This window comes from Streptomyces sp. NPDC059696 (assembly GCF_042733745.1).
Taxonomy (GTDB): Bacteria; Actinomycetota; Actinomycetes; order Streptomycetales; family Streptomycetaceae; genus Streptomyces.
Genome location: NZ_JBHWFG010000022.1, coordinates 1 through 19879, shown reverse-complemented (window position 1 = coordinate 19879; position 19879 = coordinate 1). Strand labels below are relative to the sequence as shown.

15 protein-coding genes are annotated in these 19879 nt (G+C 70.6%); 8 read left to right on the top strand and 7 right to left on the bottom strand.

All coding sequences use genetic code 11. The features are described from left to right. Positions 1-5 precede the first annotated feature (5 nt). From ACFV20_RS23470 to ACFV20_RS23460, 3 genes are read left to right on the top strand one after another with little or no spacing between them, the layout of a single operon-like run. On the top strand, positions 6-401 hold the full coding sequence (locus tag ACFV20_RS23470; protein WP_385659392.1) for a DUF742 domain-containing protein: 396 nt from the start codon (positions 6-8) through the stop codon (positions 399-401). Positions 402-425: 24 nt separating this feature from the next. Further along, complete coding sequence (locus tag ACFV20_RS23465; protein WP_385659390.1) at positions 426-4124, top strand: hydantoinase B/oxoprolinase family protein; 3699 nt, start codon at positions 426-428, stop codon at positions 4122-4124. Next, complete coding sequence (locus ACFV20_RS23460; protein ID WP_385659388.1) at positions 4105-4710, top strand: ATP/GTP-binding protein; 606 nt, start codon at positions 4105-4107, stop codon at positions 4708-4710. The genes ACFV20_RS23465 and ACFV20_RS23460 overlap by 20 nt, the downstream gene beginning before the upstream one ends. 84 nt (positions 4711-4794) lie before the next feature. On the opposite strand, the gene glpK is transcribed toward ACFV20_RS23460, so the two are convergent. Beyond that, entirely contained in the window at positions 4795-6315 is a 1521-nt protein-coding gene (gene glpK / locus ACFV20_RS23455) for a glycerol kinase GlpK (protein ID WP_385659387.1), read from the bottom strand. A gap of 19 nt (positions 6316-6334) precedes the next feature. Further along, a complete protein-coding gene (locus tag ACFV20_RS23450) occupies positions 6335-7129 on the bottom strand; it encodes an MIP/aquaporin family protein (protein ID WP_385659385.1) in 795 nt (264 codons plus the stop codon). Between the two features lie 532 nt (positions 7130-7661). On the opposite strand from ACFV20_RS23450, the gene ACFV20_RS23445 reads away from it, so the two are divergent. Then, complete coding sequence (locus tag ACFV20_RS23445; RefSeq protein WP_385659384.1) at positions 7662-7868, top strand: hypothetical protein; 207 nt, start codon at positions 7662-7664, stop codon at positions 7866-7868. Between the two features lie 72 nt (positions 7869-7940). Here ACFV20_RS23445 and ACFV20_RS23440 read toward each other — a convergent pair whose 3' ends face one another. Together ACFV20_RS23440 and ACFV20_RS23435 are read right to left on the bottom strand one after the other, a co-directional pair. Continuing rightward, on the bottom strand, positions 7941-8726 hold the full coding sequence (locus ACFV20_RS23440) for a MerR family transcriptional regulator (RefSeq protein ID WP_385659383.1): 786 nt from the start codon (positions 8724-8726) through the stop codon (positions 7941-7943). Between the two features lie 108 nt (positions 8727-8834). Then, positions 8835-9944: a serine hydrolase domain-containing protein gene (locus tag ACFV20_RS23435; RefSeq protein WP_385659381.1), complete on the bottom strand. Its 1110-nt coding sequence runs from the start codon at positions 9942-9944 to the stop codon at positions 8835-8837. A 201-nt stretch (positions 9945-10145) separates the two neighbouring features. Between ACFV20_RS23435 and ACFV20_RS23430 the strand changes: the two genes are divergently transcribed. Together ACFV20_RS23430 and ACFV20_RS23425 are read left to right on the top strand one after the other, a co-directional pair. Beyond that, complete coding sequence (locus ACFV20_RS23430) at positions 10146-10955, top strand: M15 family metallopeptidase (protein ID WP_385659379.1); 810 nt, start codon at positions 10146-10148, stop codon at positions 10953-10955. Positions 10956-11002: 47 nt separating this feature from the next. Further along, positions 11003-11539 carry an NUDIX domain-containing protein gene (locus ACFV20_RS23425; RefSeq protein ID WP_385659377.1) on the top strand — a complete coding sequence of 179 codons (537 nt, stop codon included), beginning with the start codon at positions 11003-11005 and terminating at the stop codon, positions 11537-11539. 31 nt (positions 11540-11570) lie between these two features. On the opposite strand, the gene ACFV20_RS23420 is transcribed toward ACFV20_RS23425, so the two are convergent. Next, positions 11571-13937, bottom strand: a complete 2367-nt coding sequence (locus ACFV20_RS23420; protein WP_385659375.1) for a glycoside hydrolase family 31 protein — start codon at positions 13935-13937, stop codon at positions 11571-11573. Positions 13938-14148: 211 nt separating this feature from the next. On the opposite strand from ACFV20_RS23420, the gene ACFV20_RS23415 reads away from it, so the two are divergent. Both ACFV20_RS23415 and ACFV20_RS23410 read left to right on the top strand, forming a co-directional pair. Continuing rightward, positions 14149-16116: an acetoacetate--CoA ligase gene (locus ACFV20_RS23415; protein ID WP_385659373.1), complete on the top strand. Its 1968-nt coding sequence runs from the start codon at positions 14149-14151 to the stop codon at positions 16114-16116. Between the two features lie 155 nt (positions 16117-16271). Then, complete coding sequence (locus ACFV20_RS23410; RefSeq protein ID WP_385659372.1) at positions 16272-17162, top strand: hypothetical protein; 891 nt, start codon at positions 16272-16274, stop codon at positions 17160-17162. A gap of 66 nt (positions 17163-17228) precedes the next feature. On the opposite strand, the gene ptsP is transcribed toward ACFV20_RS23410, so the two are convergent. Together ptsP and ACFV20_RS23400 are read right to left on the bottom strand one after the other, a co-directional pair. Next, a complete protein-coding gene (gene ptsP / locus ACFV20_RS23405) occupies positions 17229-18899 on the bottom strand; it encodes a phosphoenolpyruvate--protein phosphotransferase (RefSeq protein ID WP_385659370.1) in 1671 nt (556 codons plus the stop codon). 80 nt (positions 18900-18979) lie between these two features. Continuing rightward, a complete protein-coding gene (locus ACFV20_RS23400; RefSeq protein ID WP_385659369.1) occupies positions 18980-19429 on the bottom strand; it encodes a PTS glucose transporter subunit IIA in 450 nt (149 codons plus the stop codon). Between the last annotated feature and the right edge of the window lie 450 nt (positions 19430-19879).

Genomic DNA, 19879 nt, shown 5'->3' with positions numbered 1-19879 from the left:
ATGACATGAGCGCTGACGGTCAGGGAAGAAGCCACTGGTTCGACGACGAGGCCGGACCGGTCGTCCGCCCGTACGCCATGACCCGCGGCCGCACCAGCACCCGGGGCCAGCACCGTCTGGACCTGATCGCGGTCGTGGTCGCGGAACCGCAGGCGGACGATCCGGAAGCGGATCACATGCTCTCCCCGGAGCACGTGGACATCGTCGAACTGTGCCGCGACCTCCCGCAGTCGGTCGCCGAACTCGCCGCGGAACTCGACCTGCCGATCGGAGTGGTACGGGTCCTCGTCGGAGATCTCGTGGACGCGGAATTCGTCCATGTGAACCGGCCCGTACCCCCGGCCGAGCTGCCGGACGAGGGTATTCTGCGCGACGTGATCAACGGCCTCCGGGCGCTGTGAGCAGCGCGGAAGCGGGGTACTGACGTGACTGGCTGGCAGTTCTGGGTGGACCGAGGCGGCACCTTCACCGATGTCGTCGCCCGGCGCCCGGACGGCCGGCTGGTCACGCACAAGCTGCTCTCGGACAACCCCGCGCGCTACGCCGACGCGGCGGTCGAGGGCGTCCGCACCCTGCTGGCCGGCTCCGGCGACCCCGTCGACAGCGTGCGCATGGGGACCACCGTCGCCACCAACGCCCTCCTGGAGCGCACGGGGGAGCGCACCCTCCTGCTCATCACCCGCGGCTTCCGCGACGCCCTGCGCATCGCCTACCAGAACCGCCCGAGCATCTTCGCCCGCCGCATCGACCTGCCCGAGCTGCTGTACCAGCGGGTCGTGGAGATCGACGAACGCATCGCCGCCGACGGCACCGTCCTGCGCGCCCCCGACCTGGACGCCCTCGCCGGGCCCCTCCGGCAGGCGTACGACGAGGGGATCCGCGCCGTCGCCGTGGTCTGCATGCACAGCCACCTCCACCCGGCTCACGAACAGGCCGTCGGAGAGCTCGCAGCCCGCATCGGCTTCCCGCAGATCTCGCTCTCCAGCGAGACCAGCCCCCTGATGAAACTCGTACCCCGCGGGGACACCGCCGTCGTCGACGCCTACCTCTCGCCCGTGCTGCGGCGCTACGTCCGCCACGTCGCCGACGAGCTCGAGGGCGTACGGCTGATGTTCATGCAGTCCAACGGGGGTCTCACCGAGGCCGGGACGTTCCGCGGGAAGGACGCCATCCTGTCCGGGCCGGCCGGCGGCATCGTCGGCATGGCCCGCATGTCCCAGCTCGCCGGATTCGACCGGGTCATCGGCTTCGACATGGGCGGCACCTCCACCGACGTCTCCCACTTCGCCGGCGCCTACGAGCGGGTCTTCACCAGCCGGATCGCCGGCGTCCGGCTGCGCGCCCCCATGCTCGACATCCACACCGTCGCCGCCGGCGGCGGGTCGGTCCTGCACTTCGACGGCTCCCGCTACCGCGTAGGGCCGGACTCGGCGGGTGCGGAGCCGGGGCCCGCCTGCTACCGCGGCGGCGGACCACTCGCCGTCACCGACGCCAACGTCATGCTCGGCCGCATCCAGCCCGCCCACTTCCCGCACGTGTTCGGCCCCGACGGCGACGAGCCCCTCGACGAGGCACTCGTCCGGGACCGCTTCACCGCCCTCGCCCGCGAGATCGGCGAGCGGACCGGCGACGACCGCACACCGGAACAGGTCGCGGAGGGCTACCTGCAGATCGCCGTCGCCAACATCGCCTCCGCCGTGAAGCGGATCTCCGTACAGAAGGGCCACGACGTGACCCGCTACGCGCTCACCACGTTCGGCGGCGCGGGCGGCCAGCACGCCTGCATGGTCGCGGACTCCCTCGGCATCCGCACCGTCCTCGTGCCCCCCATGGCCGGAGTCCTGTCCGCCCTCGGCATCGGCCTCGCCGACACCACCGCCATGCGCGAACAGTCCGTCGAAGCCCCCCTCGAACCCGCCTCGATGCCCGGCATCCACAAGACCGCCGAGGACCTCGCGGCGGCGGCCCGCGCCGAACTCCTCGCCGAGGACGTCCCCGAGGAGCACATCGAGATCACCCGCCGCGCGGAGCTGCGCTACGACGGCACCGACACCACCCTCACCGTCGAACTGACCGAGCCCGGCACGATGCGGCACGCTTTCGAAGAACGTCATCGCGCCACGTACTCCTTCACACTCGACCGCCCGGTCGTCGTCGAAGCCCTCTCCGTCGAAGCCACCGGCATCACCGCACCCCCCGATCTGTCCGCTCTCGCTCCCTACGAAGCCGCCCCCGGCACAACGCCCCGAAGCGCCTCCGGCCACGGCTCCGCAGCGCCACCGACCGTCCGCCTCCACACGGGCGGCGCCTGGCGCGACGTGCCCCTCCACCGCCGCGAGGAACTTCCTCCCGGCGATACCGTCACCGGCCCGGCGATCATCACCGAAGCCGGCTCCACGACCGTCGTCGACGACGGCTGGCGGGCCGCGGCGACCGACGACGGGCATCTGGTCATGGAACGCGCCGCGATTACGCAGAGTTCCGAACTCGACACGAAAGTCGACCCCGTTCTGCTTGAGGTCTTCAACAACCTCTTCATGTCGATCGCCGAGCAGATGGGCGCCCGCCTCGAATCCACCGCCCAGTCCGTCAACATCAAGGAACGCCTCGACTTCTCCTGCGCCCTCTTCGACCCGGACGGCAACCTGGTGGCCAACGCCCCGCACATCCCCGTCCACCTGGGCTCCATGGGGACCAGCGTCAAGGAGGTCATCCGTCGGCGCGGCACCGGCATGCGCCCGGGCGACACCTACGCCGTCAACGACCCGTACCACGGCGGCACTCACCTGCCGGACGTCACCGTGATCACGCCGGTCTTCGACACGACACCGGCGACCGACACCCAGAGTGACGCCCGGGAGGGTGCAGGCCGGGATCCGGAGATCCTGTTCTACGTCGCCTCGCGTGGCCATCACGCCGAGATCGGCGGCATCGCCCCCGGCTCCATGCCCGCCGGTAGCCGCACCATCGAGGAGGAAGGCGTCCTCTTCGACACCTGGCTGCTCGCCGAGAACGGCCGCTTCCGCGAGGCGGAGACCCTCCGCCTCCTCACCGAGGCGCCCCACCCCTCACGCAATCCGCAGACCAACCTCGCCGACCTGCGCGCCCAGATCGCCGCCAACCGGAAGGGCGTCGACGAGGTGGGCCGCATGATCGAGGAATACGGCCTCGACGTCGTCCAGGCCTACATGAGGCACGTGCAGGACAACGCCGAGGAAGCCGTACGGCGCGTCATCGACGCCCTCGACGACGGTGAGTACGCCTACGAGACCGACGCGGGGGCCGTCATCCGTGTGGCCGTGCGCGTGGATCGCGAACGCCGGGCCGCGACCATCGACTTCACCGGCACCTCCGCGCAGCTGCCGACCAACTTCAACGCGCCCTTCTCGGTCGTCAACGCTGCCGTCCTGTACGTCTTCCGCACCCTCGTCGCCGACGACATCCCCCTCAACGACGGCTGTCTGCGCCCCTTGCGCATCGTCGTCCCGCCGGGCTCCCTGCTCGCGCCCGAGCCACCCGCCGCCGTCGTCGCGGGCAACGTGGAAACCTCCCAGTCCGTCACCGGCGCCCTCTACGCGGCGCTCGGGGTGCAGGCCGAGGGCTCCGGGACCATGAACAACGTCACCTTCGGCAACGAACGCCACCAGTACTACGAGACCGTCGCCTCCGGCTCGGGCGCGGGCGACGGCTTCCCCGGCGCGCCCGTCGTCCAGACCCACATGACCAACTCCCGCCTCACCGACCCCGAGGTCCTGGAGTGGCGACTGCCTGTGCGCCTCGAGGAGTTCGCCGTCCGGCGCGGCAGTGGTGGCGCCGGACGGTGGCCCGGCGGGGACGGCGCCGTACGCCGCATCCGCTTCCTCGAACCCATGACCGTCTCCACCCTGTCCCAGCACCGCCGAGTCGCCCCGTACGGCATGGCCGGCGGTGAGCCGGGCGCTCTCGGCGCCAACCGGGTGGAGCACACCGACGGCACGGTGACCGAACTGGCGGGCAGCGACTCCGCGGACCTCGTCACCGGCGACGTACTCGTCATCGAAACCCCAGGCGGCGGAGGCTACGGCCCGCCGTCGCCCGACCCCCATCAAGCAGGAGAAGAGATCGATGATCTTCGGGCGTTCTGAGCGCGGCAAGCCTCCGGTCGAGCCCGTCACGCTCAAGATCCTCGTGGCCGGCGGCTTCGGCGTGGGCAAGACCACGCTCGTCGGCGCGGTCAGCGAGATCAGGCCGCTGCGTACCGAGGAACTGCTCACCGAGGCCGGCCGCCCGGTCGACGACATCAGCGGTGTGGAAGGCAAGCACACGACGACCGTGGCCATGGACTTCGGCCGGATCACCCTCCGCGAGGATCTGGTGCTGTACCTCTTCGGCACGCCCGGGCAGGAGCGGTTCTGGTTCATGTGGGACGAACTCTCCGAAGGCGCGCTCGGTGCCGTCGTCCTCGCCGACACCCGCCGCCTGGAGGACTGTTTCGCCGCCGTCGACTACTTCGAACGGCGCTCGATCCCCTTCCTCGTCGGCGTCAACTGCTTCGAGGGTGCTCCGCGTTACCCCGTCGACGACGTCCGCCAGGCCCTCGACCTGGACGAGGGCGTGCCGCTCATGATGTGTGACGCCCGCGACCGCGAATCGGTCAAGGAAGCACTCATCGGTGTCGTCCAGCACGCCATGGCGTACGCGGCGGACCGCCGTGAGGCCGTCACCGGCTGACGTCCCCGGGGCCACCCGAGCGGCCCGTACCCCCACCGACCGGGGTACGGGCCGCAGCCGGAAACGCGCTCCACGCGCGCGTGGTCAGCTGTCGCCGCCCTCCTCCCAGCCGAAGCTCTTCTCCACGGCCTTGCGCCAGTTGTGGTACTCGCGGTCCCGCACCGACGCCTCCATGTTCGGCGTCCACTCGACGTCCTTCTGCCAGTGCGCCTTGAGCTCGTCCAGGTCGTTCCACACCCCGGTGGCCAGACCCGCCGCGTAGGCGGCGCCCAGACAGGTCGTCTCGGAGACCTTCGGCCGCACCACCGGCACGTCGAGCACGTCCGACTGGTGCTGCATCAGCAGGTTGTTCTTCGTCATGCCGCCGTCGACCTTCAGGGTGGTGATGTGCACCCCGGAGTCCTGGTACATGGCGTCCACGACCTCGCGCGTCTGCCAGCTCGTCGCCTCCAGCACCGCGCGCGCGAGGTGCGCCTTCGTGACGTAACGGGTCAGGCCGGTGATCACGCCACGCGCGTCGGAGCGCCAGTACGGGGCGAACAGGCCCGAGAACGCCGGAACGATGTACGCGCCGCCGTTGTCCTCCACGCTCGCCGCGAGAGGCTCGATCTCGTCCGCCGTCCGGATGATGCCGAGCTGGTCCCGGAACCACTGGACCAGCGCGCCCGTGATGGCGATCGCGCCCTCCAGGCAGTAGACCGGCGCCTCATTGCCGATCTTGTACCCCATGGTCGTCAGCAAGCCGCTCTTCGACGGCACCGGGCGGTCGCCCGTGTTGAGCAGCAGGAAGCTGCCCGTGCCGTAGGTGTTCTTGGCGGTGCCGACGTCGTAGCAGGCCTGCCCGAACACGGCCGCCTGCTGGTCGCCCAGCGCGGATGCCACGGGCACGCCGGCGAGCTGGCCGACGGCCGTGCCGTACACCTCGGAGGAGGAGCGGATCTCGGGCAGCATGGCCTCGGGGATGTTCATCGCCGAGAGGATCGAGGGGTCCCACTCGAGGGTCTGCAGGTTCATCAGCATGGTGCGGCCGGCGTTGGTCACGTCGGTGACGTGCTGCCCGCCGTCCGTGCCGCCGGTGAGGTTCCAGATCAGCCAGGAGTCCATGGTGCCGAAGGCGATCTCACCGCGTTCGGCACGGGCCCGCAGGTCGGGCACGTTGTCGAGCAGCCAGGCCGCCTTGGGCCCGGAGAAGTAGGTGGCCAGGGGCAGACCCGTCTGCTCGCGGAAACGGTCCTGCCCGTCCGAGCCGCCCAGCTGGTTGCACAGCGCGGCCGTGCGTGTGTCCTGCCAGACGACGGCGTTGTGCACCGGCTTGCCGGTCGCCCGGTCCCACAGGAGGGTCGTCTCGCGCTGGTTGGTGATGCCCATCGCGCTCAGCTGGTCGGCGCGCAGACCGGCCTTGGCGAGCGCCCCCGCGACCACCGCCTGCGTCTTGGACCAGATCTCGGTGGCGTCGTGCTCCACCCAGCCGGGCTTCGGGAAGATCTGGCGGTGCTCGCGCTGGTCCACGGCGACGATCGCGCCGTTCTGGTCGAAGACGATGCAGCGGCTCGACGTGGTGCCCTGGTCGATGGCTGCTACGTACTTCGCGGAGTTGTCCGTCATGGCTACCCCTTCGGCTGGTTCAGAAGGCTGCGTTGTAGATGACGCCACCCAGCAGGCCGCCGATCAGTGGTCCGACGACGGGGATCCACGAGTAGCCCCAGTCGGACGTGCCCTTGTTCGGGATCGGCAGGATGGAGTGGATGATGCGCGGTCCGAGGTCACGCGCCGGGTTGATGGCGTACCCGGTGGGACCACCCAGTGACAGGCCGATGCCGACGACCAGCAGGGACACCAGCAGGATCGCGATGCCGGACCCGTAGATGCCGCCACCGCCGGGGATCAGGCCGATGCCGATGCCCTCCACGTGCCGGTTCTGCCCGACCAGGGCCAGGATGGGCAGCACCAGGGCGATGGTGGCGAGGATCTCCGTGACCAGGTTGGCGATCGGGTTCCTGATCTCCGGGATGGTCGCGAAGATCCCGAGCGTCGGAACCGGTTCGTCCGCCGTGCCCTCCGTGGTGCCCGTCTTGCGCACGTTCGCCGCGAACTGCGCGTAGTACACGAGGTAGCACAGGACGGCCCCGATCATGGCGCCGGTGATCTGGCCCAGGAGGTACACCCAGACCTTGCTCCACACACCGGTGTCGACGGCGAGGCCGAAGGTGACGGCCGGGTTGATGACTCCGCCGGAGAGGGGAGCGGCGGTGTACGCGCCGGCCAGGACGCCGAAGCCCCAGCCGAAAGCGATCACGATCCACCCGGAGGCCCGGGCTTTCGAGAATCTGAGGGTGACGGCGGCACACACGCCGGCACCGAACAGGATCAGAATCGCCGTGCCGATCATCTCGCCGACGAAAATGTCTCCGTTAGTCATGGCTGCTCCTCAGCCTGGCCCGGGACGATCCGCCCCGGTCCTCACCTGCAGGGTGCGTTTCCCGTGGCTACTTCAGCCGAAGGCAGGGAGATCCCGCGCCCCGCCCGGCATCCGTGACGAGCGTGCCGTCGCAGCCGGATCGCCCGTGCGGGAAAGGCCTTGGCGCGGACGCGCTGTCGCGCCGCTGTGCCGGAATGCGCCGCGTATGTACGGCGATGTCGACTGACACCGGAAGTGTTCACCGGCACCCCAAGGGCGTCAAGGTAGCCGACCGCAACGGTTGGCATCGGACGGTCACCGGGCTCGCACCGGGCCGACAGGCCGGTTCACCCGCCGACGCCGCCCGGTCGGGTCGTTGTTCAGATCTGGTCGGACCCGCGCGGACCCGCCGCGCGAGGCTTGGCCGATGGTGTCCGGCCTGCGCCGAGCCCCGCCGGGGGGCCGGAGCCCAGCTGTGCCTGACTCCTCGCTTGCTCGTGTCCAGGATCCACCTGACCTGGCGGTTTCTCAACCGCAGGAGATCAGCTGGGCCATGGCCGCAGCGGATACGCCCCAGCACGAGCCCTCGCCCCCCGCCGCGCGCACTTCTCCCCGTTCGGCGGCGGGCCTGCCGGTGTGGGCGTGCCCGTGGCGCCCTGGCAGCGACGGCAGGAAGCAGGAGCGGCACACCGACTGGACCACCGGCACGCCGCCGCTGTCCCCCTGCGGTACCGACGACTGCCGGGCCGGATCCCTGTGAGCCGCGGCGGTATCGACCTGGTGCCGGTCGCCGGAGCCGCACGGACCGTGCCGCCGGCGAGCGGCAGAAGCATCAGCGGGAGTCCGGTGCCGGGACCCGGATGCCGGCGGCGCGAAGCCTGGCCTCGACGAGCGCGGCCAGCCGGGCCGAGGCCGGCGCCTGCTCTGCGCCGTGCCGGGCGATCAACTTGTACCGGGTCGCGGCCTGCGTGCGGGCTTGGAGGCCCGTCACGATCTTCAGCTGTTCGGGGTGGGCGAGGTAGTGATCGGCCATGGCGGTGGCGAGTTCGGCGATGCGGGGATCGTCCGGATCCCAGGCCGCGGCTTCGGCGGCACGCTTGCTCAAGGCGACGAACCGGTGGTCCTCGATGGCGTGCTCGACGTGCGTGAGGTAGTCGTCGAAGCCCTCGGGGACCAAGGCTCCGGCCAGCACCCACCCCTCCCGGGCGGCGGCCACGTCGTCGGGGGTGAAGCCGAGGCCGGGCATACGCTCCAGCAGCGCCACCGCGCGGTCGGGCAGCAGCGCCCGGTTGCCGTCGGAGAGCCGGTGCAGCGTGTCACGCCGTGCGGTCAACTCCTCGATCCGCTCGGTGAGCTGCTGCTCGACATCGGCGAGCGCGGCGGTGAACGACGCGGTGTCGGCGTCGAGCAGGGACCCGATCTCAGCCAGGGGCACGCCCGCTCCGGCAAGAGTCCGAACCTGCACCAGTCTCAGCAACTCGGCCGATCCGTATCTCCGGTAACCCGAGCTGTCGCGGTCGGGTTCCTCGACCAGGCCGAGCTTGTGGTAGTGCCGCACCGTCTTGACCGTGACGCCGACGAAGGCCGCCGCCTGCCCGATCGTGACTCCGTTCCTCATCCGCTCAGCCTGCCTCATGTCCGAGCCCGGCCGCGGCGGCGTGCCCCGCGGCGGAACAAGGGTGTGCCGCGCCGAACTCGGTGAGCGTGGCGCGGCCCTGATGCGTGTTCAGCCCGTCGGCAGTGCCGCATCGGCCTTCCCGTCGCGGAACACCTCGCCGACGAGCCGCTGGGTGGCCTTCTGGAAGGGCACGGCCAGCGACAGCGCGGCGTCGTCCACATAGTTGAGCGCGGCGGTCAGGGTCTTGCTGCCGTCGGGCGTGCTGAACATCATCGCCGCATGACCCGCGATGCCGCCGTTGTGGGTGACGACGGTGCGACCGCCGCCCGTGTCCTGCACGAACACCCCCAGGCCGTACCCCATGTTCGGGAGGGGCGTCGGGCGCGGCGTGCACATCTCGGCCAGCAGATCGGCCGGCAGAAGCCGGCCGCTCATCAGCGCGGAGATGAAGGTGTGCAGGTCACGGGTGGTCGAGATCATGTCCCCGCCGCTGGAGATCCAGGAGGGGTTGTGGCGGGTGACGTCGACGGTCCTCTCCTGCCCGCCGTCCTCGTACCGGTAGTAGGCGTGGGCGTGCGGTGCGGGGATCTCGGTGTCTGCGGCCGGTGACACGGTGCCCGTCAACCCGAGCGGCCCCAGGATCAGCCGCTGCATCTCCTGGGCGACGGGGCGGCCGGTGACCTTCTCGATCAGCAGCCGGGCCAGCACGTAGTTGGTGTTGGAATAGCTCCATCCCGCTCCCGGCTCGAACCGGGCCGGCTGGGACAACGCCAGCCGTACCAGGTCCTCCGGCCGGTAGGTCTTGAATCGGTTGTCCACCCACTCCTTGCCCGCCGTGGTGGCGGGGATCCCAGGTGCGAACGTCCCGTCGTCGTAGTACTCACCGGTGAAGTTGAAGATCCCGCTGGTGTGCTGCAGCAGCATCCGCACGGTGACCCGCCCGTCCAGCCCGGGGACGGGCAGGTACTCCGCCGCCGGGGCATCCAGCTCGATCCTGCCCTCGGCCACCAGCTGCAGCACCAGAGTCGCGGTGAACGTCTTGGTGTTGCTGCCGATGCGGACGTGCCCGTCCACAGGAGGCTCGGCAGACTCGCCGAGCTTGCTCACGCCGGCGCTGCCGGCCCACTCACCCCGCTCGTCGTGCACGAGCAACGTCATCCCGGTGATACCGGAATCGACGATCTCTTCGAGGATCTGCTGCAGCTTGTCGACGGACATGGTGATGCACTCCTTGTGCCTGTTGGGGCGGCGTCGCGACGAGCTTCCACCCTGACCCGAGGTCAACCTCAACGGTGATCCAGGCCACACCTGCCTGCTGGCCGGCAGCCCCGCGGCGAACACACCTCGCCGCGGCGGCCCGTCACCACGTCGCTCGCGGCTCCTTCCCCTGGCGGCCTCACTCCTGATAGATGCAGGTACATGACACGACTCACCACCGTGGCACGTGCTCTGATCACCACGGCCGCCGTCCTGCTGGCATCGACCGCCCTCACCCCGACCGCCCGCGCCGGCACCGATCCCAAGGCACCCAAGGACTTCGTGGCCCTGCGCAGCGTCGATCCGACGATCATGCAGGAGATGCGCTACGTCACCCCGCACAACTTCGTGGGGGAGCGCATCGACGGCTACCGGCAGCCCCTGTGCATCCTCACCCGCCCCGCCGCCGAGGCCCTCCACCAGGCCCAGCGCACACTCCTGCGCAAGGGCTACACCCTCAAGGTGTACGACTGTTACCGGCCCCAGCGCGCGGTGGACCACTTCGTCCGCTGGGCCGAGGACCTCGGCGACCAGAAGATGAAGCGCGAGTTCTACCCGAACGTCGACAAGACGCGACTCTTCACCGACGGCTACATCGCGGCGAAATCCGGCCACAGCCGCGGCTCGACCCTGGACGTCACACTCGTCCGGCTCCCGGCGAAGCCGACCCGGCCCTACCACCCGGGAGAGCCCCTGGTGCCGTGCTTCGCGCCCAAGGCCGAGCGGTTCCCGGACAACTCGGTCGACATGGGGACCGGCTTCGACTGCTTCGACACCCTCTCCCACACCCTCGACCCCCGCGTCCAGGGCCACCAGCGCGCCAACCGGCTGCTGCTCAAGAGCACGCTGGAAGGCTTCGGCTTCGTCAACCTGGCGGAGGAGTGGTGGCACTACACCTTCAAACCGGAGGCCTATCCGGACACGTACTTCGACTTCCCCGTGTCCTGGGCATCGCTCACCCGCACCCACTGAGCAGCCTGCCCACGGCGCCCGCTCCGTGATCGGCTACAGTCCGCCGCGTGTCCGAATCTCAGCACTCCGCGTCCAACCCCGTGCCGAACTCCCACTGTTCGAGCTGCGGCGCGCCCTACGGAGAGGGCATCACCGACTGGCCCCGCACCTGCCAGGTGTGCGGGGCCGTGGCCTACCGCAACCCGCTGCCGGTCGCAGTGGCCCTGCAGCCCGTGTACGACACCAAGGGCACCGCCCTGGTCGTCATCACACGCACCATCGCTCCCGCGCGCGGGGGCATCGCCCTGCCCGGCGGCTACATCGACGACCGTGAGGACTGGCGGCAGGCCGTCATACGCGAACTCCGCGAGGAGACCGGCATCGACGCGGCCGGCCGTGACGTCCGGCTCGCCGACGCGATGAGCTCACCGGACGGCCACCTGCTGCTGTTCGGCCTCCTCCCGGAACGCCCCGCCGAGGGCCTGCCCCCCTCGACTGCCACGGACGAGACGGCAGGCTGGACCCTCCTGCGCAGGCCCGAGGAACTCGCCTTCCCCCTGCACACCCTGGCCGCACGCGCGTGGTTCGAGGGCCGCTACATCTGAGCTCGCCCCTCCCGGCTCCCGGAGCCCGAACTCACGGCTCAGGGATCCCTCGCACGCGCACCGGGTAAGGCGGCGCGCCCCCGCTGACCTCACCCTCCCGTTCGACGACCACCCGGGAGCCCCTCCACCGGGAGGTGTAGCGCTCGATCTCCGGCTCGTCCCACCCCTCGCCCCCGTCCGGCACGACCAGCCCGCCCCCGGCCCGTCCACGGGCGGGCGCCCACACCTCCAGCTCCAGCCCCCCGTCCTCCCCACGTACCGGAAGCACGGCACCCGCGCGCGCGAACACGGGGATCCGCGACAGAGGCGCGTCGACGAGAACCTGCCCGGGCCCCTCGTACGCCCGCCCCGTCGCGACGTCGTACCAGCGCCCCCGCGGCAGCCGCACGGCACGACGGACGGCGCCCGGGTCCAGGACCGGCGCCACCAGCAGCCCGTCACCCAGGAGGAAGGCGTCCTCGCAGTCACGCAGCATCCGGTCCTCGGGCGTCCCCCACCACACGGGCCGCACATAGGGCGCCCCGGTACGCCGCGCCAGATGCGCCAGCGTCATGAGGTACGGCAGCAGCCGCCGGCGTTCGACGAGCGCCACGCGCGCGTGGCGCACCACCTCGTCACCGAACGCCCAGGGCTCCCTGCGCCCCGCCCGCAGACTCGCGTGCGTACGGAACAGCGGCAGATACGCGCCGAGCTGGAACCAGCGCACGTACAGCTCGGGTGACGGATCCCCGTCGAACCCCCCGATGTCCGGCCCCGAGTACGGGACACCGCACAGCCCGAGCCCCATCACCAGCGCCAAGGACGCCCGCAGCCCGGGCCAGCCGGTGGCCACGTCCCCCGACCACGTCCCTCCGTAGCGCTGCATCCCGGCCCACCCGGAACGGGAGAACAGGAACGGCCGCCCCTCGGGCGCGAGCCGACGCACCCCCTCGAAGGCCGCCCTGGCCATGCACAGCGCGTAGACGTTGTGCGCCTCACGATGATCACCACCGCGGCCCTCCAAGGAGTGCCGGGCCGAGCGCGGCAGCGTCGACTCACCGAAGGCGGTGAACGACGTGGGCTCGTTCATGTCGTGCCAGAAACCCGCGAAGCCCTGGGCGAGCCGCTCCTCGTACAGACCGCCCCACCACTCCCGCACGCGCGCGTGCGTGAAGTCGGGCCAGACCACTTCCCCGGGCCACAGGACACCTTCCACCACCTCTCCGGAGGCGTCCCGCACGAACGCGTCCTCGGCCACCCCGGCGTCGTACACCGCGCCGCCCGGCAGGGCCTTCACGGCCGGGCCGACGATCGACACCAGCCGGATGCCGTCCCGCTTGAGCTCCTCGGCCAGGACCGGCAGCTTCGGAAAGCGGTCATGGTCGACGGTGAACACCTGATGCGCGTCGAGGTGATCGATGTCCAGGTGCACGGCATCCAGCGGAAGACCGTGCTCCACATAGCCCGCGACGATCCGCCGGACCTCCTGCTCGCTGCCGAACCCCCACCGCGCGTGATGGTGTCCGAGCGCCCACGCGGGCGGCAGCGCAGGCGCCCCGGTGAGCGACGCCCAGGTGAGCAGCACGCGCGCGGGGGTGCCCACCATCACCCAGCAGCGCAGCGGACCTCCGTCCATCCGCAGCTCGCTCGTCCCGACCCGGTCGTGCCCGGAACCCGCCCCCTCCTCGCCCTCCCGCAGCGTCACCGTGCCGTCCCACGTGTTGTCGTGGAACACCAGATGCGTTCCGCCGTCGGACACCACCACCTGCACCGGCATCGTGATGTACAGCGGGTCGGTCCCCGGCGCGAACGCACGGCCCGGATCGGAGTTCCACAGCCGGTACGTCCCGTCCCGCAGCCGCGGACCCGAGCTTCGCCCCCCGAGCCCGAAGAACCGGGCGTCCGCGCCCACCTCGGACCGCTGCATCCAGCGCGCAGGGCCGCCGCCGGCCGGCTCCCACCACCGCGGCGGCAGATCACGCCGCAGGGTCACACCCCCGGGAGTCCGCACCTCCACCGCACCGTGCCGCGAGACCACGACCGTCACCCGCTCGGCCACCACACGCCAGCCGCCGTCCTTGTCCGGCTCCAGGACCGCCCGCGGATCCGGCTCCGGACACCGTCCGGCCAGGGCGTAGGACGGCTCGGGCCCCGCCCCGTCCCATCCCCAGAACACGGCCCCGTTCACCGCGACCAGAATCCGCAGCTCCGACCGGTTGAATCGGAGGACACCACCCCCCGGCTGCGGCTCCACGTCCGCCACCGGCCCGGGCACCCGCGCACGCTCGGCCCCCCGCGCCGGCAGCCCGGTGGCATCGGCCCGGCGCCTGCGCCACGCTGCTCGTACGGTACGCACACCCTGCGCCGCCCCCACCGAAGCCACCGCTTTCATCGAACGCACCAGGTCACGACCGTTCATGCTGCTCACCCTGCCACTGACGGCCCAGCGCGGGCATGTCGTTCAACTGCCGTTCACCCGTGCCAGGACCACATCTTCACGACACGGACTATGTGGGGCGCACCCTGGTGCCGAAGTCGATCACATGGCATTGTCCGTGCCAGCCGCTCACGCGCACACCCCAGCCCGTGCGCGGAGGACGCACACGACGCGCACAGTCCGGGAGCCGACCATGTCGACCGTCAGTCACCAGCCGCTCTGGCAGCCCGACCCCGAGCGCATCGCCCGCGCCCGGATCAACCGGTTCCAGGCCTGGGCCGCCGAGCACCACGGCGCCCCCGCCGAGGGCGGCTACGCGGCCCTGCACCGCTGGTCCGTCGACGAGCTGGACACCTTCTGGAAAGCCGTCACCGAGTGGTTCGACGTCCGCTTCTCGCACCCCTACGCGCGCGTGCTCGGCGACCGCTCGATGCCGGGCGCCGAGTGGTTCCCCGGAGCGACCCTGAACTACGCCGAACACGCCTTGCGCGCGGCCGCCACCCGCACCGACGAACCGGCCCTCCTGCACGTCGACGAGACCCACGAACCACGCCCCGTCACCTGGGCCGAGCTGCGCCGCCAGGTCGGCTCACTGGCAGCCGAACTGCGCGCCCTCGGCGTACGCCCCGGGGACCGCGTCAGCGGCTACCTCCCGAACGTGCCGCAGGCGGTGGTCGCGCTCCTCGCCACAGCGGCGGTCGGCGGCGTCTGGACCTCCTGCGCGCCCGACTTCGGCGCCCGCAGCGTCCTGGACCGCTTCCAGCAGGTCGAACCCGTCGTGCTCTTCACGGTCGACGGCTACCGCTACGGCGGCAAGGAGCACGACCGACGCGAGGTGGTCGCCGAACTGCGCCGGGAACTGCCCACCCTGCGTGCCGTGATCCACATCCCGCTCCTCGGCACCGAGCCTCCCGCGGGCGCCCTGGAGTGGTCGGCCCTCACCTCCGCCGACGTCGACCCCGTCTACGAGCAGGTGCCCTTCGACCACCCCCTGTGGGTGCTCTACTCCTCCGGCACGACCGGCCTGCCCAAGGCCATCGTCCAGTCCCAGGGCGGCATCCTCGTCGAGCACCTCAAGCAGCTCGGACTGCACTGCGACCTCGGCCCCGAGGACCGCTTCTTCTGGTACACCTCGACCGGCTGGATGATGTGGAACTTCCTCGTCTCCGGCCTGCTCACGGGCACCACGATCGTCCTCTACGACGGCAGCCCCGGCTACCCTGACACCGGCGCCCAGTGGCGGATCGCCGAACGCACGAAAGCCACCCTCTACGGCACCTCAGCCGCCTACGTCATGGCCTGCCGCAAGGCCGACGTGCACCCGGCCAGGGATTTCGACCTCTCCTCGGTGCAGTGCGTCGCCACCACCGGCTCGCCCCTGCCCCCCGACGGATTCCGCTGGCTCCATGACGAGGTCCGCGACGACCTGTGGATCGCCTCCGTCAGCGGCGGCACCGACGTGTGCTCCTGCTTCGCCGGAGCCGTACCGACCCTACCGGTCCACATCGGCGAGCTCCAGGCGCCCTGCCTCGGCACCGACCTCCAGTCCTGGGACCCCAGCGGCAGCCCGCTCGTCGACGAGGTCGGCGAACTCGTGGTCACCAACCCCATGCCGTCGATGCCCATCCGCTTCTGGAACGACCCCGACGGCAGCCGCTACCACGACAGCTACTTCGACACCTACCCCGGCGTGTGGCGGCACGGCGACTGGATCACCCTCACGTCCCGCGGATCCGTCGTCATCCACGGCCGCTCCGACTCCACGCTCAACCGTCAGGGCGTCCGCATGGGATCCGCCGACATCTACGAAGCCGTCGAACGCCTCCCCGAGATCAAGGAGTCCCTCGTCATCGGCATCGAGCAGCCCGACGGCGGCTACTGGATGCCCCTCTTCGTGCACCTGGCCCCCGGAGCCGTCCTCGACGAGGCCCTGCTGAAGCGCATCAAGCAGACGATCCGCGAGCAGCTGTCACCGCGCCACGTCCCCGACGAGATCATCGAAGTCCCCGGCGTGCCGCACACCCTCACCGGAAAGCGCATCGAGGTCCCCGTCAAACGCCTCCTCCAAGGCACCCCCCTGGAGAAAGCGGTCAACCCCGGCTCCATCGACGACCTCGCCCTGCTGAACTTCTACGAGGAACTGGCCCGCAAACGCGCCTGACGCCGCCCCCCCGCAGAGCGCAGGTCACAGCAGAAACGCCCTGTGACCTGCGCTCGCCGTCGTCGATACGCCCGCACGGTCACCGACCCGGACCTCACTGTCAGTGGTGGCGGTTACTGTGAGTGATCATTGATCGACCGTGCACTGGGGGAACGATGACGCACACCGACCACCGCACCATGCGACGTGTCCTGCACCGCGAAATGACCGGCACCATCGGCCTGCTGACCGACGAACACGACTTCCGGGCCATGCGGCGCTACCGCAGCTTCACCTTCGACGACCACGCGACCTATCTCAAACAGGTCGAGGCCCTCCTCCGAACCAGGGCCCTCCAGGGCAGCCACACCACCGTGGCCCTCTTCGACCCGGAGGAGTACGCGGAGTTCTGCACCCGCAAGAATCTGGACCCCGACACACCGTCGAGCCGATCCCGCTTCACCGCCCAGATCGCGTCGACCGGCCCGACCCTCCCGTACGACGGCCGCCCACTGGCCGACCTCCTCCCGGCCCTCGTGGACGAGGCCGTCCGGCGCGCCACCTGGGAGTACGCCAGCACCCTCCTCGCCCGCCTGGGCGCCTGCACCACCTGCGGCGAGGACATCGGACGCGCCGCCTTCACCCGAGCCGCGGAACTCCTCGTCCGCATCCTCGACACGGCACCACCGGGCCACCGCCACCTGGTCTGCAGTGTCACCGGCTCACCAGAAACCCTCGTCGCCGCCCTCCACATCACCGACGACGGAACCGGCCTGGAACTGGACGAGACCGAAGCCCTCGAATTCACCACGGTCCTCGCCCTCGGCCTGGCCACCGAAGGCCCCGGAGGACTCGTCATCCGCGCCACCGCCCCCGGCACACCCGACCGCGTCTACGGCTGGCGCGTGCGCGCCTTTGGACTCGAGCCCCTCACCGCGGGGGAGGTCTTCGACGCCTACTGCACCGACGTCGAATCCGGCGACCTGATCGCCCCCGAATCCAACGTCGACTACTGCGCGCCACCCGATCTGGAAGAGGAGAACCCGGCCCAGGGGCACCGGCACTGAACGCGCGAGGGGCGCCCCACCTCAGTGGAGCGCCCCTCCAGGGAACCAGGCGACGGCCGGCCAGACCTACTCGCCCGACAACACCGCCTGCGCCGCACTGCGCGCTTCCTCGGCACTGTCCGTCGCCCGCGCCGCCGCGGCGGCCCGCTCGCACTGCGCCAGCGTGTACTTCGCGAGCGTCGCCCGGACGTAGGGAATCGACGCGGCACCCATCGAGAGAGAGGTGACACCCAGACCGGTCAGCACACACGCGAGCAGCGGGTCGGACGCGGCCTCACCACAGACGCCACAGCTCTTGCCCTCGGCCTTGGCCGCCTCGGCGGACAGCTCCACCAGGTCGAGCAGGGCGGGCTGCCAAGGATCCTGCAGACGGGACACCGCGCCCACCTGACGGTCGGCGGCGAACGTGTACTGCGCGAGGTCGTTCGTGCCCAGCGACAGGAACTCGACCTCCTGCAGGATGGAGCGGGCCCGCAGCGCGGCGGACGGGATCTCCACCATCGCTCCGAACTTCGCCCGCAGCCCCGCCTCACGGCAGGCATCCGCGAAAGCCCGGGCATCCGTACGGTCCGCCACCATCGGGGCCATGACCTCGAGGTAGACCGGCAGGCCCTCCGCCGCCTTCGCGAGCGCGGTCAGCTGGGTACGCAGCACCTCCGGGTGGTCGAGCAGCGTCCGCAGACCCCGCACGCCGAGCGCGGGGTTCGGCTCGTCCGACGGCGTGAGGAAGTCGAGCGGCTTGTCCGCACCCGCGTCCAGCACCCGCACCACGACACGCCCCTCGGGGAACGCCTCCAGCACCTGCCGGTACGCGGCGACCTGCTTCTCCTCGGAGGGCGCCTGCTTGCTGTCGTCCAGGAAGAGGAACTCGGTACGGAAGAGACCCACTCCCTCGGCACCGGCCTCGACGGCGGCCGCCACATCAGCGACGCCGCCGATGTTCGCGAGCAGCGGCACCTTGTGCCCGTCCGCCGTGGCGCCGGGCCCGGTCGACGCCGCCAGCGCCGCCTTCCGCTCGGCAGCCGCCGCTTCCAGCTGCGCCTTCTTCTCGTCGCTGGGCTCCACGAAGATCTCTCCCGTGCTGCCGTCGACGGCGATCATCGTGCCCTCGGCGAGCTCACCGGCACCCGGCAGCGCCACCACGGCCGGTACCCCGAGCGCCCGGGCCAGGATCGCGCTGTGACTGGTCGGTCCACCCTCCTCGGTGACGAAGCCGAGCACCAGCGTCGGGTCGAGCAGCGCGGTGTCGGCCGGCGCGAGGTCACGGGCGACCAGGACGTAGGGCTCGTCGCTGTCGGGGACGCCCGGCATCGGTACGCCCAGCAACCGGGCGACGATGCGGTTGCGCACGTCGTCGAGGTCGGCCACGCGGCCGGCGAGGTACTCACCGGCTCCCGCCAGCAGCTCGCGGTAGGAGGCGAAGGCGTCGTACACCCCGCGCTCCGCCGTGCTGCCGACGGCGATCCGCCGCTCGACGTCGGCCATCAGCTCGGGGTCCTGGGCCATCATGGCCTGCGCCTCGAGCACAGCCTGGGCTTCGCCGCCGGCCAGGTTGCCCCGCGCCAGCAGGTCCGCCGCAACCGCCTCTACGGCCTTGCGGGCGCGCCCCTGTTCACGCTCCGCTTCCTCCGCCGGTATCTGCTTCGCGGGCGGCTCGAGCACCGCCGTTCCCATGTGCCGAACCTCGCCGATGGCCACACCGTGGCTCACGCCGACGCCTCGCAGCGTTGTCTCCATCTCACCCGTCTCCGATAGAGCGGCGGCCGCCGCCGCCGCGGTGGTTGTCGTACTCGCCGTCTCACAGGACGGCACAGGAGTCACTTCCAGAGGAAGAGACTGTCGCCGGCCTTCACATCGCCGTTGTCGCGAAGATCGGAGAGGGCCTCGGCCGTGGCCTCCAGCGCCACGACAGGGCAGACAGCGGACTTGCCGGCGGCCTCGACGGCGGCCGGGTTCCAGCGGACGACGGCCTGACCGCGCCGGACGGTGTCGCCCTTGTTCACGAGCAGCTCGAAGCCCTCGCCGTTGAGCTGCACGGTGTCGATACCGAGGTGGGTGAGCACGCCGTGTCCGTGCTCGTCGACAACGACGAACGCGTGCGGGTGCAGGGAGACGATGACGCCGTCCACGGGAGAGACGGCCTCGGAGGGCTCACGTACGGGGTCGATCGCTGTGCCCGGGCCGACCATGGCCCCGGAGAAGACCGGATCCGGCACTGCGGCCAGTCCGATGGCGCGTCCTGCGAGCGGGGACGTCACGGTGGTCATGGGAAGCCTCCCAGGGGTGGAGATCGATATGGCCGTCCCTGTAGCACCGGGCGGCACACTGTTCAGCAGCGTATGTCACCTGAAGTGCCGGTTCCGCGTGAGCACTCCGAAGTGGTCTAGACCATACCCCACATCGATTTGCACGTGCTCCAAGGCCGCGTGTACAGTCGTACTCCTGCTTGGGGCTGGGCGACGCACTAGCGCGCCAGCCGGGCAGCAACCAACTCGTCAGATCCTATCTCTGGGTCGCCTTCTGCATGCCTGCAGGACGGTGGTCGGAGGGCCGGAAAAACACTGATAGAGTTTGGAACACCGAAGGGAAGCGCCCGGAGGAAAGCCCGAGAGGGTGAGTACGAAGGAAGCGACCGTTCCTTGAGAACTCAACAGCGTGCCAAAAGTCAACGCCAGATATGTTGATACCCCGTCCATCGGACAACCGATGGTCGAGGT

What these genes read in the sequence shown, in the direction of transcription:
- ACFV20_RS23470 (WP_385659392.1), top strand. Translation starts at nt 6, where the DNA reads ATGAGCGCTGACGGTCAGGGAAGAAGCCACTGGTTCGACGACGAGGCC.
- ACFV20_RS23460 (WP_385659388.1), top strand. Translation starts at nt 4,105, where the DNA reads ATGATCTTCGGGCGTTCTGAGCGCGGCAAGCCTCCGGTCGAGCCCGTC.
- glpK (WP_385659387.1), bottom strand. Translation starts at nt 6,315, where the DNA reads ATGACGGACAACTCCGCGAAGTACGTAGCAGCCATCGACCAGGGCACC.
- ACFV20_RS23450 (WP_385659385.1), bottom strand. Translation starts at nt 7,129, where the DNA reads ATGACTAACGGAGACATTTTCGTCGGCGAGATGATCGGCACGGCGATT.
- ACFV20_RS23445 (WP_385659384.1), top strand. Translation starts at nt 7,662, where the DNA reads ATGGCCGCAGCGGATACGCCCCAGCACGAGCCCTCGCCCCCCGCCGCG.
- ACFV20_RS23440 (WP_385659383.1), bottom strand. Translation starts at nt 8,726, where the DNA reads ATGAGGAACGGAGTCACGATCGGGCAGGCGGCGGCCTTCGTCGGCGTC.
- ACFV20_RS23435 (WP_385659381.1), bottom strand. Translation starts at nt 9,944, where the DNA reads ATGTCCGTCGACAAGCTGCAGCAGATCCTCGAAGAGATCGTCGATTCC.
- ACFV20_RS23430 (WP_385659379.1), top strand. Translation starts at nt 10,146, where the DNA reads ATGACACGACTCACCACCGTGGCACGTGCTCTGATCACCACGGCCGCC.
- ACFV20_RS23420 (WP_385659375.1), bottom strand. Translation starts at nt 13,937, where the DNA reads ATGAACGGTCGTGACCTGGTGCGTTCGATGAAAGCGGTGGCTTCGGTG.
- ACFV20_RS23415 (WP_385659373.1), top strand. Translation starts at nt 14,149, where the DNA reads ATGTCGACCGTCAGTCACCAGCCGCTCTGGCAGCCCGACCCCGAGCGC.
- ACFV20_RS23410 (WP_385659372.1), top strand. Translation starts at nt 16,272, where the DNA reads ATGACGCACACCGACCACCGCACCATGCGACGTGTCCTGCACCGCGAA.
- ptsP (WP_385659370.1), bottom strand. Translation starts at nt 18,899, where the DNA reads ATGGAGACAACGCTGCGAGGCGTCGGCGTGAGCCACGGTGTGGCCATC.
- ACFV20_RS23400 (WP_385659369.1), bottom strand. Translation starts at nt 19,429, where the DNA reads ATGACCACCGTGACGTCCCCGCTCGCAGGACGCGCCATCGGACTGGCC.